13 protein-coding genes and 1 tRNA gene are annotated in these 17327 nt (G+C 62.7%); 6 read left to right on the plus strand and 8 right to left on the minus strand.

Features of this window, described 5'->3' with window-relative positions; translation table 11 throughout:
• Positions 1-225 precede the first annotated feature (225 nt).
• Both D0N36_RS10230 and D0N36_RS10235 read right to left on the minus strand, forming a co-directional pair.
• Positions 226-2073, minus strand: a complete 1848-nt coding sequence (locus D0N36_RS10230; protein WP_116941339.1) for a M61 family metallopeptidase — start codon at positions 2071-2073, stop codon at positions 226-228.
• Positions 2074-2207: 134 nt separating this feature from the next.
• Positions 2208-2879 carry a class I SAM-dependent methyltransferase gene (locus D0N36_RS10235; RefSeq protein ID WP_116941295.1) on the minus strand — a complete coding sequence of 224 codons (672 nt, stop codon included), beginning with the start codon at positions 2877-2879 and terminating at the stop codon, positions 2208-2210.
• Between the two features lie 96 nt (positions 2880-2975).
• On the opposite strand from D0N36_RS10235, the gene D0N36_RS10240 reads away from it, so the two are divergent.
• The 3 genes from D0N36_RS10240 (at position 2976) to D0N36_RS10250 (ending at position 4794) form a co-directional block, all read left to right on the plus strand.
• Positions 2976-3689, plus strand: coding sequence for a phosphatase PAP2 family protein (locus D0N36_RS10240; protein WP_116941340.1), 714 nt, complete (start codon positions 2976-2978; stop codon positions 3687-3689).
• Positions 3690-3820: 131 nt separating this feature from the next.
• Positions 3821-3902, plus strand: a tRNA-Leu gene (locus D0N36_RS10245).
• 250 nt (positions 3903-4152) lie between these two features.
• Positions 4153-4794: a phosphatase PAP2 family protein gene (locus D0N36_RS10250; protein WP_147320829.1), complete on the plus strand. Its 642-nt coding sequence runs from the start codon at positions 4153-4155 to the stop codon at positions 4792-4794.
• 152 nt (positions 4795-4946) lie between these two features.
• On the opposite strand, the gene D0N36_RS10255 is transcribed toward D0N36_RS10250, so the two are convergent.
• The 3 genes from D0N36_RS10255 to D0N36_RS10265 form a co-directional block, all read right to left on the minus strand.
• Positions 4947-7277: a GAF domain-containing protein gene (locus D0N36_RS10255; RefSeq protein ID WP_116941297.1), complete on the minus strand. Its 2331-nt coding sequence runs from the start codon at positions 7275-7277 to the stop codon at positions 4947-4949.
• A 159-nt stretch (positions 7278-7436) separates the two neighbouring features.
• Positions 7437-7994 carry a hypothetical protein gene (locus D0N36_RS10260; RefSeq protein WP_116941298.1) on the minus strand — a complete coding sequence of 186 codons (558 nt, stop codon included), beginning with the start codon at positions 7992-7994 and terminating at the stop codon, positions 7437-7439.
• A gap of 47 nt (positions 7995-8041) precedes the next feature.
• Positions 8042-9118 (minus strand): DUF5700 domain-containing putative Zn-dependent protease, encoded by a 1077-nt coding sequence (locus tag D0N36_RS10265; RefSeq protein WP_116941299.1) that lies wholly within the window; start codon positions 9116-9118, stop codon positions 8042-8044.
• A gap of 277 nt (positions 9119-9395) precedes the next feature.
• Between D0N36_RS10265 and D0N36_RS10270 the strand changes: the two genes are divergently transcribed.
• Positions 9396-10766 (plus strand): D-alanyl-D-alanine carboxypeptidase/D-alanyl-D-alanine-endopeptidase, encoded by a 1371-nt coding sequence (locus D0N36_RS10270; protein ID WP_190242610.1) that lies wholly within the window; start codon positions 9396-9398, stop codon positions 10764-10766.
• 80 nt (positions 10767-10846) lie between these two features.
• Here the strand turns inward: D0N36_RS10270 and D0N36_RS10275 are convergent, their stop codons facing one another.
• Complete coding sequence (locus D0N36_RS10275) at positions 10847-11977, minus strand: TlpA disulfide reductase family protein (protein WP_190242611.1); 1131 nt, start codon at positions 11975-11977, stop codon at positions 10847-10849.
• 184 nt (positions 11978-12161) lie between these two features.
• A complete protein-coding gene (gene serA, locus D0N36_RS10280) occupies positions 12162-14063 on the minus strand; it encodes a phosphoglycerate dehydrogenase (RefSeq protein ID WP_116941302.1) in 1902 nt (633 codons plus the stop codon).
• Between the two features lie 188 nt (positions 14064-14251).
• Between serA and D0N36_RS10285 the strand changes: the two genes are divergently transcribed.
• Positions 14252-14962, plus strand: coding sequence for a hypothetical protein (locus D0N36_RS10285; protein ID WP_116941303.1), 711 nt, complete (start codon positions 14252-14254; stop codon positions 14960-14962).
• 36 nt (positions 14963-14998) lie between these two features.
• Here D0N36_RS10285 and D0N36_RS10290 read toward each other — a convergent pair whose 3' ends face one another.
• A complete protein-coding gene (locus tag D0N36_RS10290) occupies positions 14999-15709 on the minus strand; it encodes a DUF421 domain-containing protein (RefSeq protein WP_116941304.1) in 711 nt (236 codons plus the stop codon).
• 251 nt (positions 15710-15960) lie between these two features.
• On the opposite strand from D0N36_RS10290, the gene D0N36_RS10295 reads away from it, so the two are divergent.
• Positions 15961-17307, plus strand: coding sequence for an SWIM zinc finger family protein (locus tag D0N36_RS10295; RefSeq protein WP_116941305.1), 1347 nt, complete (start codon positions 15961-15963; stop codon positions 17305-17307).
• Positions 17308-17327 lie beyond the last annotated feature (20 nt).

Here is a 17327-nt window from a genome sequence, read left to right on the forward strand (position 1 = left end):
GTTGCCAATAGCCAAAAGACCGTCATGCTGAGCGCAGCCGAAGCATCTCTACCGCTTCGTTGAAATGCCATTAATTGGTCAGAGGTTGAGATGCTTCGGCTCCGCTCAGCATGACGGTCTTTTGGCTTTCCAATCAACTATACTGTCGCCTTAGCAGCGGCCCAAAAGAAGCCCCGCCGGCACACGCCAGCGGGGCTTTTCTGTTGAAAAAGCCAGTAGTAAGAGCTACCGCACCTTGCTTCCCAGCCAGGCGGCCCGAAACTTTTTCTGGGCCTTGCTGATGGGGCGGCCGGCGGCCTCGTAGGTCACCACCTCCAGAGCGGGTTCTTCGGTGAGCGTTACGGGCACCGTTTGCAGGCCGGTGCGGGTGCGTACCTCCAGCTGCACCACGTCGCCGGGCCGGTGGGTACCCAGCAGCTCCTCGAACGCCTTGGCGCCCACCAGACGCTGGCCGTCGAAGCGCAGTACCACGTCTTCGCGGTCGAGGCCGGCCAGGTACAGCGGCGAGCCGATGGTGGTGGTGCCCAGCGTGGCGGTGCTGTCGGCGGCGTTAAAGCTCAGGCGGGAGGCCAGGCTGGCCTTGTTGGGCCGGGCCGGGCGTACCAGCAGGCCGGCCGGGGCCAGCAGGGCGGGGTAGTCGGGCCGCTGGTGGCCGTAGATGTGCTGGCGGAAAAACTGCCCGGCAAAGGCCGTGTCGCGGGCCACTTCGCCCAGCACGCGCTGCAGGTCGGGCGTGGTGTAGGGGCGGGTGGGCGTGTAGTTCTGCTGCTGACTACCAAACTGCTGCCACAGGGCGCGCATGTAGGTGTCGAGGTCGGTTTTGAACCGGGCGCGCAGCTCCAGGTCGAGGGCCAGGGCATTGGCCGCCCCAATGTAGTAGTAGCTCAGGTAGGTGTTCGCGCGGTTGTTGGGGTCGATGGCGGCCGCGGCATCCACGAACGGGGCCTGCTGGCTCATCTGCACCGGCGAGAAGCGAGCCGCGCCGGGCGACAGCATCATAGCGTTTACTATTCCCGTAAGCGCTTCCTGGCAGTATTCGGTATCGGTAGGGTAGATGCCGGCGCGGCGCAACACCAGCTCGCCGTAGTACTGCGTGAAGCCCTCGGCAAACCAAAGGTTGCTGCTTATGTTGGCCTGGGTGAAATTGAACGGCTCCAGGTCCTGGGGCCGCAGCCGCTCTACGTTCCAGGCGTGGAAAAACTCGTGCGCCACCGTGCCCAGGTTATCGATGGCGCCGGGGCCGCGCAGGGGGCGGCGGCTGGTGAGGGAGGTGGAGTTGCGGTGCTCCATGCCGTCGGAGCTGGTTTGGGGCAGGTAGTTGGCAATGAAGGTGTAGCGGCCGAAATCGAAGGTCGGCATCCCGCCAAACACCGCAGCCGACTCGCGCACGATTTTCTGGGTCTGGGCTGCGTAGGTGTCCAGCTCGGCGGGCGTACCGTCGTGCAGCACTTTCAGCTCTATAGTGCGGCCGCCTTCCTGCCAAGTGCGCACCTGCTGCTCACCTAATGAAGTCGGCGAGTCCATGAGGTATTGCAGGTTGGGGGCGGTGAAGGTGGTGCCGGCCGCATCAGGCTGCAGCTGGGTGGCCACCGTCCAGGCGGCGGGCAGACCCGCGAACTGCACCTGCGCCGGCCGCTGCTCCAGGCCCTGGGCGTAGGCCAGTGTGGCCGGAATGTTCAGGTGGGCATGGCGGGCATCAATGCCCGCGTAGGTGCCGTCGGTCCGGTCGCCGAACAGGGTGTAGGTGAACGTAACGGTGCCGTCGTGGCCGGCTACGTCCCAGCCCGAGGGGTCGGGTCGGGTGATGGTGAGGGCGCGGCCGCGCGAGTCGGTGGCGGCCACATCGTACACGTTTTTAGCGAATTCGTGGAGGGCGTAGCGGCCGGGCGACGAGCGGGCCATGCGCACCTGAAGCGGCCCGGCCGGCACCTCACGGAACGTAACCGTTACGCGGGCTTCGTGGTGGACGGCGTTGGGGAAGGCCAGGTTATATTGCACCGGCGCCTGCGCCCGGGCGGGGCGCGCAAGGGCCAGCGGCAGGCTCAGCAGCAGCAGGGCCGCAGTTTTCCGCATCAGCATAAGGGAGTAGCAGTAAGAATGGAACTGCTAACCTAAGCAATTTGCGCAGGTAGGAGGCTACAGAAGCGGAAAACACTCCCCGGCCAGCCGGTTGAATTTCGGGCTTCTCAATCGTGTAAGTCCTGCCCCTACTGCGGCTGGCTTAACTGCTCCCGCCACACGCTGGCCTCTACCATCCCGCCAAAAAACTGCCCGGCCGGGGTGGGCCGCAGCCCCAGCCGTGCCAGCTCCGCCTCTATCGGGGGGCGCTGCCGGGCGCTGATGCCGGTGGTCAGGCCGAAAAAGCCGTACATCAGTTGCAGCAGCAGCCGGTGCCACCAGCGGCGCGGCGGCCCGAAATCGGCCAGCAGCCACGCGCCGCCGGGTACCCGCGCCGCGCCCAGCCCCGCCACCAGCTGCCGCAGCCGCTCGGGCTCGAACAGGTCGAGCAGGAAAAATGTAACCAGCACGTCAAACTGCTCGGCCGACTCCAGTGCCGGCTCGGTTCCCAGCCGAAACTCCACCTGGCCCGCCGCCTGGGGCCAGTGTTGCGTCAGCCAGACTTGGCTGCGCGCCAGCATCCGGGGCGAGGCCTCCAGGTACACGATGTGGGCGTGCGGGCAGCGGTGCAGCACCTCGCCCAGCACCCAGCCCGAGCCCCCGCCCACCACGAGTACCCGCGGCTGGCCGGCCAATGACAGCCCCGCCGCCAGCGCCGCCTGCTGGGCGCGTTGCAGGGCCCGCCCATACACGAGCCGGGCCAGCGGATCGTAGAAGGCCGTCACGTAATCGAAACCGGAATCGGGCAGGGAAGCGGCCATGAGCAGGGGCGAGGCCGACGTAGAAAAGCAGCCGGCGGCGGGGCCAAGCTACGGCCCGGTGCCCGCTTTTCCGCGCCGCGCCGTATGTTTAAGGCTATGACCCAACACCTGCGCCGGCTGCTGGCCGGCTTTACGCTGTTTCTGACCGAGTTTGCCGTTACGCTGGCGCTGGGTACTGCCGGGGTGGTGGCCTTTCTGGCCCTGAGCCGGGAAGTGTTCGACCAGGACGCGGCTACCTTCGACGCGGCGGCATTCCAGTGGACGCAGGCGCTGCTGGGGGCGCAGCGGCAGCACTGGGTAGAGGCCGTTACGTTTCTGGCCTCGCGCAACTTTATAACAGTGGTTGGGCTGGGGCTGGTGGGCTGGCTGCTGGTGCGGCGGCGGCACTGGTATTCGCTGCTGGTGCCGGTTGTGGCGCTGGGCTCCATTACACTTAATATGATGCTCAAGCAGCTGTACAACCGGCCCCGACCATTGCTGCCACTTACTTCGGCTTCGGGCCTGAGCTTCCCGAGCGGCCACGCCATGATTTCGGCTTCCTTCTACGGTCTGCTCATCTACTTTGCCTGGACCCGGCTTCGGCGGCGGCCGGCCCTGCGCTACACGTTGGTAGCGGTGCTTTCCGTTCTGATAGTGCTTATTGGCCTGACGCGGGTATACCTGCGGGTGCACTACGCCACCGATGTGCTGGCCGGCATTACGGCGGGCCTTGCCTGGCTGATAATTTCTATTCCGCTGTTGCAGCAGCTGGAAAAACGGGTGAGAAAACGATTTCGTAAAGACCCGCAATTGGCTGAAAAACAGCCTTAATAGCACGGAAACGAAATTTTTACAGATGTTTTTTCGGCTTTTTTTAGGCCGATACTTGCAGCACGCCTCAAAAACCCGCTATCTTTGCAGCATCAAAAGGCTCTCCCCGGAAGTCCGGCTGATAAAATGCTGCGCTTGTGGCGAAATTGGTAGACGCGCTGTCTTCAGGCGGCAGTTCCGCAAGGTGTGGGAGTTCGAGTCTCCCCGAGCGCACAGAGTACAAAGAGCCGGTTCAGCAATGGACCGGCTCTTTTTTTTGACCGCGGATTTCACGGATTTCGTAGACGATTCCGTATCCTGCGTCGTCCGAAGACCTATTTGCCTACTGTGCGTTATCATCGGCAGATGATTTTTGGGCAACGGCAGGCACAGAGCCGTCTACAAAATCCGTGAAATCCGCTAAAACCCGCGCCAATCCGTGATCAGAAGAGCAAGGGCCCGGTTGGTGGCTAGCCTGAGTTTATTGACGGCAGAGGTGGTGCTGATGGGCGGCGTGTTCGTGGCCTCAGCGTTGCTGTTCTTCTATCTCACGCGGGTGGTGTTCGCGGCCAGTTCAGTGCAGTTCGATACCTGGGCCTTTGTGCGGCTGGATGCGGTACGGGCGGCGTGGCCGCTGCTGACGCCGGTGGTGCAGGCGCTTACGTTCTTCGCTTCGCTGCCGTGGCTGGTGGCAGCGGGTGTTGGGCTGCCGCTGCTGCTGCGCCGCTGGGGCCACCGCCACGAAGCCGCCGAGGTTTTTGGAGCCGTAGCAGGGGCGGCGCTGCTCAACCAGCTGCTGAAAACCTATTTTCACCGCCTGCGTCCCGATTCGGCCCTTATCGTCCAGGGTGGTTTGAGCTTCCCCAGCGGCCACGCCATGATCGGGCTGGCCCTTTATGGCTGTCTGGCCTGGATTCTGTGGCGCCACCGCCGCCACCCGGTCTGGGGGCTGCTACTGCTGCTCTTCGCCCTGCTCATCGGTATCACCCGCATTTACCTGCACGTGCACTACGCCACCGACGTGGTAGCCGGTTTCGCTGGTGCCCTGCTCTGGCTGATTTTGCTGCGGGGGATATTTCGATTTAAAAGCAGAGGGGAGAAGCGAGAGGGTAGTAGGGAGAAGTAAGAGGGTAGAAAGGGAACGTCATTCTGAGCGAAGCCGAAGAATCTCTAACGCTGTCGTCAGCAACGAAGCGGTAGAGATTCTTCGGCTTCGCTCAGAATGACGTTCCCTTTCTCAGCTTGCCTCTCAGTATTCACTGTTAACCTTTCTACCCTCTACGCCATTTTCACCTTCACGCGCAGGGCCAGCAGGCCTTTGGTGCCTTGCAGCTCTTCCAGCTCCAACTCCTCGATTTCATTTTCGAGCAGGCCCCGATCCTGCAGGTAATCGAGGTACTCGAAGTACTCGTCGGCCTCGCGCTGCTGGCTGTACACCAGGGCCAGGTAGCCGGGCTGCGTGAGCCGCTCGCCGGTGCCCAGTACGGTGGCCTTGTCGATGCGTTTCTTAATGATTTCGTAGCGGATATTGTAGGCGCCGTCCACGTCGAACTGGCGCTCATCCTGTCGGAAGCGGATGCTCAGGGGCTGTCCGTGGATGAGGATGAGCTGGGTGGTTTCGAGCGGTAGCGGCAGCTGGTCGCGCATAGCGGCGGTGCGGCGCGTTATCTCCACCATCGTCAGTAACTGCCAAAGGCGCAGGTTTTTAAGGAATACCAGATCGAAGGGTTTGTCTTCAACCAGCGCGGCTCCCACGTAAATGTTATGCTCCACGCCATCGGTTTTGAAGCGCTGGAAGTAGTGCGGGAACATGGCCTGGGCCTTGGCGTCCTCCTCGTCGAGGTAGGCGGCAATGGCATCGTTGAGCAGCGTGGTGGTTTGCTCGAAAGCCTTGCGTCGCTTGTAGAGAATGCCTAGTTCGGGGTCAATCTGGGCCCAGTACTGGGCAATAATGGGCCGCAACTCGGGCGTATTCTGGCCCAGGTACTCAAACAGCGGCTCCATTTCGGTGCGGATCGAGTCGAAAATGCTTACTTCGTCGCCGCTGGCCATGCCCTGGCGCAGGCGGCGCAGGTTTTTGCCCACGTAAAACTTAAGCTCATCCAGAATAGGCAGCTGCTGAAAGTCGGAGGCCTTCTTGAGCACCTTGCCCGCCAGCGTGAGGTGTTCTATCAGGTCGCCTTGGATGGCCTCGTTGCGGGCCGCGCTGCTGCCCCGAATGTCGCAGGCACCATGCAGCGGGTACACATCATGAAACACGATGTCCTCCATTTCAGCTTGGCGGTTGCCATCTTCCAGCTTCTGCAGCAGGTTCTGGGCCGCATCGGTAAAGCGCCATTCCATGGTAGGATGGATGGCCGTAAACTTCTCCTTCACAATGGCCTGCACGCGGGTCTGCAGGTCTTCGGCGTTGCGTTTCACGGCCACCGCGAACAGGGGCAGGAACTGATTTACGTACTCCAGGCTGAACTCATTCAGCTCGCCCACCTTGGGCGAGGCCAGCTCCAGCAAACCCACCGTATCGTCGCCGTAGGGCAACAGCGCCAGAATGGCCGAGCGGATGCCCAGACTCAGAATCTGCTCGCGCAAATCTTCCGGAATATCGGCCTGCTCTACATTTTCGAGTACCAGCGGGCGGCGGTCGGCCCAGAGGCGGCCATAAATCTGGCGGAAGCCCGAGCCGGCATCGGGGTTATGGAGCTGCTTGGTAAGGAAGCTGTGGTTGATTTTGCGGCCAAAATCCACAAAGGCCCGCTTTTTTTCGTCGTAGGCCGCAATGCCCAACTGCAGAAAAGGCTTGCCAAACAGCACCCGCAGCTTTTCCTGAATTTGTTCGAGCCGATCGGACGCCTGCAGCACGTCGCGCTCCAGCAAATCGTACTTGAGCTCCGACAGCACCTCCTGCTCCGTTACGTCGACGAGGTGCAGAATATGGAAGCCCTCAATGACAAAGCTTTCGGGCGGCAGCTGCTCGCGCCACAGGTCGAGGCGGTGGGGGTTGCGGCTCAGAAAGTCCAGCTGCTCGTCGCTCAGTTCGGGCTTTTCGCCTACCACATGCACATTAAGGAACGTGGAGTTGAAATCGACGCTGTAGTGGCGGTACAGGCCTACGCGGTAGTCGGGCACCGTGAACACGATGCTGCTCTGCAACGGCAGCTCCACGTCGTACACCTTCTCCAGAATCAGCTGGTAAGCCTTGCGGGTAAGCAGTTGCTCTTGCTGCTCGGGCGTGATATTGAGTGGCTGCTTGATGGTGCGCTGCGTGTTGAGCAACACTTCGGCGAAGCGGGGCGTGTGATAGAAGCTGCGGCCCTGAAAGGGTAGCACGGCCCCGCCCAGGTCGGTGTCGAAGGAGGCCGGCGGAAACACGGCCATCATCAGCGTCTCCACCAGGTCGCGGTGGCATTCGAGCTGTTCGAGGTCGGTAATGGGCCCGCGCACCCAGTCGGCGGCGGCGGCAACCTGGACCCCCACGGCCCGCGAAAACAGGGCAATGCCTTCGTTGGCCGACTCTTCGCCGGCTTTCCAGTAGGCAATCAGCGGCTCCAGACTCAGCGTGGTCTGAAACGGAAATGCGGTAATGGCGGCGGTAGCGGATTCGGGGAGCATAACGAAAAGGATTCGGGGGCATCCGGCCGTAAGGGCCGGGCTGCCGGTTGGCTATACGATACCGCCGCCCCGCCGGACGTTGCGTTAGCGGCGGGCGAGCTGAACGTCTACGCCGGAGCCCAGTGCCGGGGTACGCGTTCGGCTAATGTAAACCGCCTCTCAGGGCTTGCGCGAGATGGTTAAAGGCACCAGCCCATTGTTACGGGTTAGGTCGGTCTGGTCGAAGGGCGTTAGGTTGCCGTTGAGATACACCAGCTTGCGGTTGTTTTCAAAGCAGGTGCAGCAGCCCTCGGCCCGAAAATCGGTGTTCAGCTGCACGCTGTCGATGGTGAGGCGGAACGTGGGCGCGGCGCGGCGGGCCGGAGCCAGGTACAGCTGGTACGAGTAGCCGTCGAGCTTGCGGTTGCCGGCCTGGGCGAAGGGCGTGGTGTTGTTGATGATAACGGGCTGCGAAAACCGGGCTATTGAGCGCACCAGCTGCACGGTATCGGCGCGGGGCTTCTGGGCCGTATCGCGGGGCACCCGCACCAGGTACACCGTATCCACCTGCCGGGCCCGGAAGCCGGTGGGGTTGGCGCTCGTGGTATCGGCGCTGAACTCCAGGCCCACGGCGTCGGCGAAGGTATCGTCGCACTCGCAGGCCGTCGAGCCGCAGCAGGCCGCCAGGGCCGTAGCCATAATCAAAAGCGAAAACCAGGTAAGAAAGGAGCGCAGCATAGGCCATAAAGATACGCGGCGGGCCGCAAGGGTTGCGCGCCGGATTTCTACGGAGCCAACGCCCGCACCCGCGCCTGTCGTGCCGGGGCCACATATTTTTTCTGCAAAGATTTCAGGTAAGCCACCGAGGCGCCCGAAAATGTTGGGGGCCTCGTTTTATCGCGGCGGGCGGCCCGTTGGTAGAGCAGGAAAAAGGCCATCGGGTCGTCGGAGGCAGCCAGCAGCTGGGGCCGCAGGCCGTTGCGCTCAATAGTGCGGGCCATAAAAAAGCCCGGCAGATGGCCGTTGGAGCCGTTGGACAGACGGCGGTAGTAGCGCAGCTCGGGCCGCGGCGCGGTGGGCCAGGCGGCGGTGGCCTGCAGCACGGCCGGTGCCCCGGCCAGCAGCCAGCTGCGGGTTTCGGCCGAGTCGGCGGGCGAGCGCATGAAGACGCTTTTGTCAATCAGGTCGGCCAGGCCCTCGTTCAGGCTCATGTTCAGGGCGTACAGCAGGGTCTGGTCTAGCGAGTCGGCAAAGCTGAAATCGAGGCCGGGGCGCAACTGGTGGTGGATTTCGTGGCCTTCGAGGATGCCGGCTTTGGGCTTGTTCCAATCAATGGCCGACTTGAGGCTGAACACGAGGCCCTCCTGCTCCGAAATGGCGTCGTTGCCGATGGCCACGTAGGCCAGCTGCAGGTTGGCCACGGGGTGGCGGGCGGGCGCGGGCAGGTACTCGTAGGCCAGCTGGTACATCAGGTCGAGGTAGCCGGGCTGTTGGGCCGTTTGCTGCAGGTAGGCCCGGAACTCCGGCTCGCGCTGCCGGTACTGCTCATTCAGCACGTAGTACCAGCTCTCGGCCTTGAGGCGCGCCTGGCGCAGCGAGTCGAGGCTAGGGCGGTAGATAACTTCGATGGCGCGGCGGTAGCTTTTCAGGTCTTTCTCGCTGAACACGCTGGCGATGTAGCGGCGGTTGGCGGGCACGGCCACAAAGGCATTCCACGTGTTGTCGGTCAGCGGCTGGTCGCGGCGCAACGCGTCGGTCATCTCCCAATATCGCTCGGCCGCGTCCACGTTCACGGTTTGGGCCGCCGCCGGCCAGGGCAGCAGGCTTAGCAGGGATAGTAGCAGTAGATAGAGTGGTTTCATAGAATGGTAAGGAGGTAGAAATGCGGGTGTAAAATAGTGATTGACGGGGAGTGGTTAGGGAGAAACGGTGTCATGCTAAGCGAAGCGGAGCGTAGTCGAAGCATCTCTACCGCAATGGTAGCTCAGGTTGGCTGCAACGAAGCGGTAGAGATGCTTCGACTACGCCTATGGCTTCGCTCAGCATGACCGTTTATCTCTAATCACTCCCCGTCAGCACGCGAGATTCTTCACTGCGCTCTGAATGACAGCCGTTCCCTATTCCCTAATTTGCAGCCCTATGCTTTCTGTTCTGCTTCGCTGCCTGGCCCTTGTGCTCGGCGGCACCCTGCTGCCCCTGGTGCTGGCTGCCCAAACTACTGCCGCACCGGTCGCCCTGCCACTTCCCAACCTCAGCTGGCTCGATGAGCAGCTGCGCACCTCGGCCGTGCTGCGCCAGCATCAGGTGGGCCTGAGCCTGGCCGACGCCAGCACCGGCCAGACCCTGTTCGGCTACCAGGACAGCCGCTACTTTACGCCGGCCAGCACCACCAAGCTGCTCACGCTCTACGCCGGCCTCACGCTGCTGGGCACCGACTCGCTGCCCGGCCTGCGCTACGTGCAGCGCGGGCCCGATACGCTGCTGTTCTGGGGCACTGGCGACCCCATGCTGCTGCACGGCGACGTACCGTCGCGCCGGGCCTACGAGTTCCTGCAGAGCCGCCCCGAAAAGGTGCTGCTCTACGCCCAGGTGCCCATGCCGCCCGCCTTTGGCCCCGGCTGGAGCTGGGACGATTACGGCTACTACTTCCAGCCCGAGCGCAGTACGCTGCCCATCTACGGCAACACCGTGCGCTTCTATGGCCGCCCGGCCCCGGCTGCCCCGCGGGTGCTGCCCCGCTTTTTCCGGCCCCTGACGGCCTCCGCGCCCGGCACCCGGCCCAACCCCGCCGATGACCACGTGCAGCGGCAGCCCGAGGAGAATCGCTTTTTCGTGTTCCCATCGGCCAAGGCTTGGGTAGATGAGGTGCCGTTCCGGACCAGCCCCGCGCTGCTGCTCCAGCTGCTACAGGACACGCTGCGCCGTCCCGTGCTGGCAACCGGTCCGCTGCGCCTGCGCCCCACCGATTCGGTCCGCATCCTACGCACGCTGCCGCCCGATTCGCTCTACCGACGCATGCTGCGGGTTTCTGATAACTTCCTGGCCGAGCAGCTGCTGCTGCTGTGCGCCGCCACGCTGGCGCCCGATTCGTTGAGCCCGGCTCGTGTCATTCGCGTCATGCAGGCCAACTACCTGCGCACCCTGCCCGATGCGCCGCAGTGGGTGGATGGTTCGGGCCTTTCGCGGCTCAACCTGTTCACGCCCCGCTTCCTCACGGCCCTGCTCGTGCGCCTGCACCAGCAGGTGCCCGAGCCGCAGCTGCTGAGTTTGCTGGCAGCCGGCGGGGGGCAGGGCACGCTGCGGCGGGGCTATCTGGGCGGCAAAACCGGCCCCTGGCTGTGGGGCAAAACCGGCACGCTCACCAACAACCACAACCTGGCCGGCTACCTGCGCACCCGCTCGGGCCGGCTGCTGGCGTTCAGCTTCTTCAACAACAACTATGTGGTGCCCACCCGCGAAATCCGCCGCGAAATGGAGCGCCTGCTGACGCGGGTGCGCGACGAGTTGTAGGAGGCGGACAGCCTCACTAATAAACTGGAATTGCCAGGCGCGGCTAATGCCGCTCAGTCCACTGCTGAGGCGCCGCTGATCTACTTGAGCAATCGGGCCAGTGTGGCGGCTAGTTCTGGGCCGCGCAGGTTTACGGCCACGATTTTTCCACTGGGGTCAATCAGGAAGTTTTGAGGAATGCCCCTCACGTTATAGCGCCGCGCAACGTCCCCCTCGAAGCCGCGCAAGTCCCACACCTGGGTCCAGGTAAGTTGGTCGTCAGCAAGGGCCTTCAGCCATTTAGGGCGGTCCTTTTCGAGGTCGAGCGATATGCCCAGGATATCGAAATTCCTGTTTTTATATTCGTTGTAGGCTTTCGCGACGTTGGGGTTTTCCTGGCGGCAGGGGGCGCACCAACTGGCCCAGAAATCGACAAGGACAAACTTGCCGCGGTAATCGGCCAGCGAAACCGGCTTGCCCTCGGGTGTAGGCAGGGTGAAATCGGGGGCAGGAGCACCGATAGTAACGGTTTTGAGGGCCGTTAGCATCTGGCCGTAGCGCTGGCCTTCGGTGCTTTGCTGCAGGGCAGGCGACAAAGCGTTGTAAAGCGGGGCCAGTTCCGCGTATTGAGGAACATTGCCCGTTGCACCCAGCATTGCATCCAGGCTTACCCAGGAAGCAGGATTGGCTCTTATAAACGCCGCGTAGCTTCGTTTATAGTCCTCGCCGATTGCCTTAAATGCCGGTTGCAGGCGCTGCCTGAATTCCGGAGATTCTATCTCCTGCTGCGTCGCCTTCTGTATTTCGGCACCGAGCGCAGCTATTTTGTCGCGGATGGGTTGCTGCGAGGCTATCAGCTGGTTGTAATCGGTGGTGAGCTGCGAGCCTTTGAGCCGGGCATTTGGCAGCGAATCGGGAGTGGTGAGCACTACCGGGCCCGGTTCCAGGAAAATTCGGGTCCGGTTGGCCGACCCGGCAAAGGCATTGCGTAGCCGGCCATTGCGCTGCACTAAAACCTCTACTTCCTTGGGCCGGTCAGTGTTACCTTTAAACGTAAATGCCCCGTTGTTGAGGGTAGTGGAGTCCAGTAGCTCTGTCCCGCGCAACAGGTACACTTTGGCTGGTGCATTGAGCTTGCCAATAGTGCCTTTGATGGTGAACGGGACAGGCGTTTGGGCCTGGGCCAGAAAACGGACAGAGGCTAGCAGCAGCGGGAGCAACGTCTTTTTCATCGGCATTAAAATAGGGGCAGGGAGAAGAAACCGCGCAAAATATCGGCAGAATTCCGGTGCCGTCGTTGCACCCGTTCATCAGCCGCAACTATGGCCTGCCGGACCAATAAAATGAGTGCCCCGGCGCTACGCAACTGCCCACAAAATCCGTGTAATCTGCTACAACTCCGCGCTAATCCGTGGGCTAATACAACACCCGAAACTTAATCGTGTGCTCGATTTCGCGCAGCTGCTCAATCAGGGCGGGCTCGTACTGCTTATCCACGTCGGTAATCACGTAGCCAATGTGCTCGTTGGTTTTCAGGTACTGGCCTAGGATGTTGACAGAATGGGCGGCCAGTACCTGGTTGATTTGGGCCAGCACGCCGGGCACGTTGTGGTGGATGTGCATGAGCCGGTGGGCGGCCTGCGCGGGCAGCTGAATATTGGGGAAATTGACGCTCTGCTGGGTGTTGCCGGAGTTCACGTACTGCATCAGCCGCTCGGGCACGAACTCGGCAATATTGCGCTGGGCCTCGGCCGTGCTGCCGCCGATGTGGGGCGTGAGCAGCACATTGGGCAGGCCCCGCAGCTCGCTCTCGAAGGGCTCGGCGTTGGTTTTGGGCTCCTCGGGAAATACATCGACGGCGGCCCCGCCCAAATGGCCCGAGCGCAAGGTGGCAGCCAAAGCCGGCACGTCAACTACCGGGCCGCGGGCGTTGTTGAGAAACAGGGCCCCCGGCTTCATGCGGGCAAATTCTTCGGCCCCGAACAGGTTCGTGTTTTCGGGGCGGCCATCCACGTGCAGCGTCACGATGTCGGCCTGGTCCAGCAGCTCGGCCAGGGTGCGGCAGCGGGTGGCGTTGCCCAGCTGCAGCTTCTCGGCAATATCGTAGTAGAGCACCTGCATCCCGATGGCTTCGGCCACCACCGAGAGTTGGCTGCCGATGTTGCCGTAGCCCACGATGCCCAGCTTCTTGCCCCGCACCTCAAACGCTCCGCCGGCCGACTTATCCCACTGCCCGGCGTGCATTTTCGCGTTTTTTTCGGGGACGCGGCGGGCCAGCAGCAGGATTTCGCCCAGCGCCAGCTCCACCACCGAGCGGGTGTTGCTGAAGGGCGCGTTGAACACGGCCACGCCTTTTTTCAGGCACTCGGTGAGGTCAATCTGGTTGGTGCCGATGCAAAACGCGCCGATGCCGATGAGGCGGTTAGCGGCTTCGAGCACCCGGGCCGTTACCTGGGTTTTGCTGCGGATGCCGAGCAGGCTCACGCCCTCGATGCGCGCCACCAGCTCGTCTTCATCCAGCCCGCCCGTCACGATTTCAACCTGGTAGCCTTCGGCCCGAAACAGCTCCTCGGCGCGGGAATCGGGGTTTTCGAGCAGCAGTACTTTGATGCGGTTTTTGGGGTAGCTCAGGCTCATGGGTAGCTTGTTCTGATAGAGAAACTCGTCGAAGGAAGGCAGCACTTTGTCGGCCTGGGCCACCACTGCGGGGCGGGCTACGTTTTCGGTGAAGGCGTAAAAGCGGTCGGCCAGGCCAGCCTCGCGCATCTGGTAATCGGTGTAGCCGTCGCCGAGCACGTACACCGGCCCCGTTAGGTGCAGGCTCCGCAGCTGCTCAATCTTGCCCCCGTCGCGGCTCAGCACGTTGTCGGGGTCGAAGCCGGTAATGCGGCCGTCGGCGGCAAACGTAAACGTGTTAGCCAGCACGAACTCGGGCGCGATGCCGAACTCGCCCACCACCGGCTCAATAAACTCGCGAAACCCGCTGCTCACGATGTACACCCGGCCCGGAAACTGCTCGAAGAAGCCCCGGTTGCGGCGGATACTCTCCGACACCTTGTCTTGCAGCCGCTCCACCAGCAGCGCCAGGTGCTCGCGCCGGGCCGGCAGCAGCGCCAGCCGCTGCTTCAACGACTCGGCAAAGCCTAGCTCGCCGCTCATGCCCCGGTCCGTCAGCGCCCGAATCTGCCCCACTATTTTTTCGCGGTCGGGGTCATTCTCCAGGGCAATATCAGCCAACTCGTCCAGCCCTTCCACTTGCGTGAAAGTGCTGTCGAAGTCGATGATGAGGTAGGGCAGGGGCGCAGGTTGGTCGGGCATAATGGGAGCAAGGTAGGGTGCGGCGGGGCAATGGGGACAACTAGGAACAACTGGTACGTTGACTGGACGCGGAAAATCAGCAGTTGTCAGTTACCGTGCAACCCAGCGCCGGGTTTCCAGCTCCTGCTTCCGGAGGCAGCAGAAGGCTGCTTGCTCTTCCCAGGCATTGCCGACCCTTCCCGCTACCCATGAAACAACTGCTACTGCTCGCGCTCAGCCTCGGCCTAAGCGCGGCCACCGCCCAGGCCCAAAGCACCGAATTTACGCTGCACGCCACCTCAGGCTACTTCAGCTACCGGGGCGCTTCGGCTACGGGCACCTCGTTCATTAACGGGTCCGACACGGGCGGGTCGGGTTACACCAACAACCCCTACGGCAACCGCTTCACGCTTTCGTACGGCGGGGCCGGGCAGGTGCAGCGCGTTACGGCGTATCATCTGGTGCTAGGGGCGCAGGCCGGCTACGAGTGGCTCCGCAGCCGCGTTGCTATCGACAGTTTTTACCCTGGCCGGGGCAGTCAGTTAATGCCGGCTATGGGGAACACGCTGCTCACTAGCCGTTTCATCAATACCCACCTCTTCGTAGGACGGCGCTTTGAGTTGGGCCCGATGAACCTTGATGCTACCGTAGGCCCCGAACTGGCGCTGTTGCGCGGAGTGAATGAAAAGGGCGATGCTACCAGTAACGGCACCACCATTCGCACCGACCGCACACGCTACACCGACACTACCGATGACCTGCTTCGGGCGCGGGCCAACCTGACGGCCTACTACCAGCGGTTGGGGCTGTCGGTGGGCTACTCTCATGGTCTGCTCGACCAAAAGCGCGGCTACGTGGGCGGCACCAATGACCTTTCCAGCCAAATGCTGCGCGTGGGGCTGGCCTACCGGATCAATTAAGCTGCCGGAGCTGCGGGTCACAGGCAGTTCAACTATTCAGTCTACCCGGCGGGCCGTGCTGGCGGGCAGCCAGGCATCGTTGTGGCAGTTGGCGCAACGAGCGGCGGCGGCTTGGGCCAGCTCGCGCACCTGCCCGCATTTAGCGCAGGCGTGGGGGCCGGCCTGGGTGGCGGCGGGTTGGGCCGCTTGCAATTGCTCGGGCCAGATGGGCAGGCCGGGAAGCACGGCCTCATCCTCGAAAAAGTAGATGCTGAATTCGCCGGTGGCTTCCACGTAGGCCCGGCGCACCTGCCCCAGGTGTTCCACTTGCAACTGCCGCAGTTCGCCGAATACGTCTTTCAGGGTCAGGTTCAGCTTATTGAAGTTTGGTTGGTTGATAACGCCTTCTTCAATTACCAGTACTGTCTCGCCTTCCAGCCAGTCGGAGAAACCGGGGTACCACTCGGTGAGGCGGTTGAAAAGCACGTAGAAGCCCGTTACCATTCCAAAAACGACCACGGTGGGCAGCAGGGGCGTGTCGTCGTAGAGCATGGCGTCGCCGGAGGCCGAGCCCAGGCCCAGGATGATGCTGAGCTCAAAAATGGACAGCTGCCGCACCCCGCGCCGCCCCATCACCCGTAGCGCCCCCAAAATCAGCAGGTACATGACGCCGCAGCGAAAGGCTATTTCGAGCAGAAAAACCCACGTCGTATTATCGGCCCACAGAATGCGGTGCCAATCGAAGGGAATTACGGGCGGCTGGTCCATGCGGGGTGGGTAGGGGAGAAGGTTGAAATAAAGCCGAAAAATAGCGTATTACGGCAGAAATCCGGAGCTTGGAATTTGCTCTTCCTTGTGTCCGCTAGTGGGTAGGTGTTGAATCGGCTTCAGGCCTTCGCCTAAGGATAATTTGTTGCCAATTAAATTAGTAAAACTAATCAATTTGGCTTAAATTTATATTGCAGTTCCAATATGCTGCGACACTCCAAGCAACCCACTCCTCCTTATTTCATCTTGCTATGGCTGATTTTGCTTACGCCTACGCCCGGCCTTCGGCGCTGACTCACAGTGCTAAGGGCAATGTTCTTGCCCTGGCAGCCTACGCCGAAGATGCCCCGGCGGGAGGTACGGCCTGCTTCTTCAGCGGCGGGCTCGCCAACTCCTGGCTGGCGGCCCGCGGACTAACCACCTTAGCCAAAGTAGTGGCTTCGCGCTTCGTGCCGCAGAGCGCCGCCCTGCGCGACCCCATTGTGACGGCGGGGGCGGGGCTGCTGCGCTTCGAGGCGTTTTCGTCGTGCAACGGCGTGTACGCCCGTCTCGATTTAGGCCCCGACGCGCTGGAGGGCGAGTTTCTGGCCAGCGGCACCACCAACGTCGATTTCAACGAGCCGATGGTAAACGCCCTGGCCAGGGTGTCGCGCACCGAGCCGGTGCTGCTGCGGGTGGGCGAGCAGGAAGTGGTGCTGGAGCGCGCCGCCGGCACCGTAACCGAGCGCAAAGTGAGCCTGCCCGAGCGCTGGATAAAGGGCCTGACCGCCGTGCAGGGTTACCTGGCCGAGATGGAGGAGCGCCTGACGCTAACCAAAACGCAGGCCACGCAACTGCTCCAGGGCCTGCCGGCGGGCGCTTTGCGCGGCGACTACTTCCTGCTGCTACGCGGCCCGCGGCCAAGCTTTGTGCCGGTAGCCAGCGCCGGGGCCGTGCGGGTGGGTGGGGCCCACCGCCTGCGCCTGCTCGACGGCCTATTGCCGCTCTGCGAAAGCCTGCGGGTGTACGCCACGCCCGACGGGCAGGCGTCGGCCTTCGTGCTGGCGATGGGCGGCGGGCACGAGTTTGTGCTGGCGCTGAGCGCGGAGGTAAACCGGGGCTTTTCGGGCGAGGGCAACCAGCTGGATACGCTGCTCGATGAGCTGCCTGCCGAGTGGATTACCGGGGCCAACAACCTGTTCCGGGGCAACGAAACCTTTAACCCCACGCTGTTTGCGCTGGAAAACGACCTGGCCCCCGACGTAGTGGACCGCCTCTGCGCCAGCCTCTCGGCCATGGGCCTGCTGGGCTTCGATTTGGCCAGCAACCAGTACTTCTACCGCCGCCTGCCCTTCAAGCTGGAGCGCATTCTCAAGCTGAACCCGCGCCTGAAAAACGCCCGCGCCCTGCTCGAAGCCACCGATGATGTGCAGCTGGTAGGGGTGGGAGCCGGGGGCCGTACCGAAGTGCGCGTGCGCGGCACCGACGTGTGGCACACTGTGCTGGTGGGCGGCGCCGAGCCGCCGCGCTGCACCTGCCAGTGGTTCACCGGAAACCAGGGCCAGCGCGGGCCATGCAAGCATATTCTGGCGGCGCAGCTGCGTTTTGGGGCCGCATAAGTGCTGGTGGTTCGTTCATT

Origin of the sequence: Hymenobacter lapidiphilus, assembly GCF_003417065.2 — a bacterium.
Taxonomy (GTDB): Bacteria; Bacteroidota; Bacteroidia; order Cytophagales; family Hymenobacteraceae; genus Hymenobacter.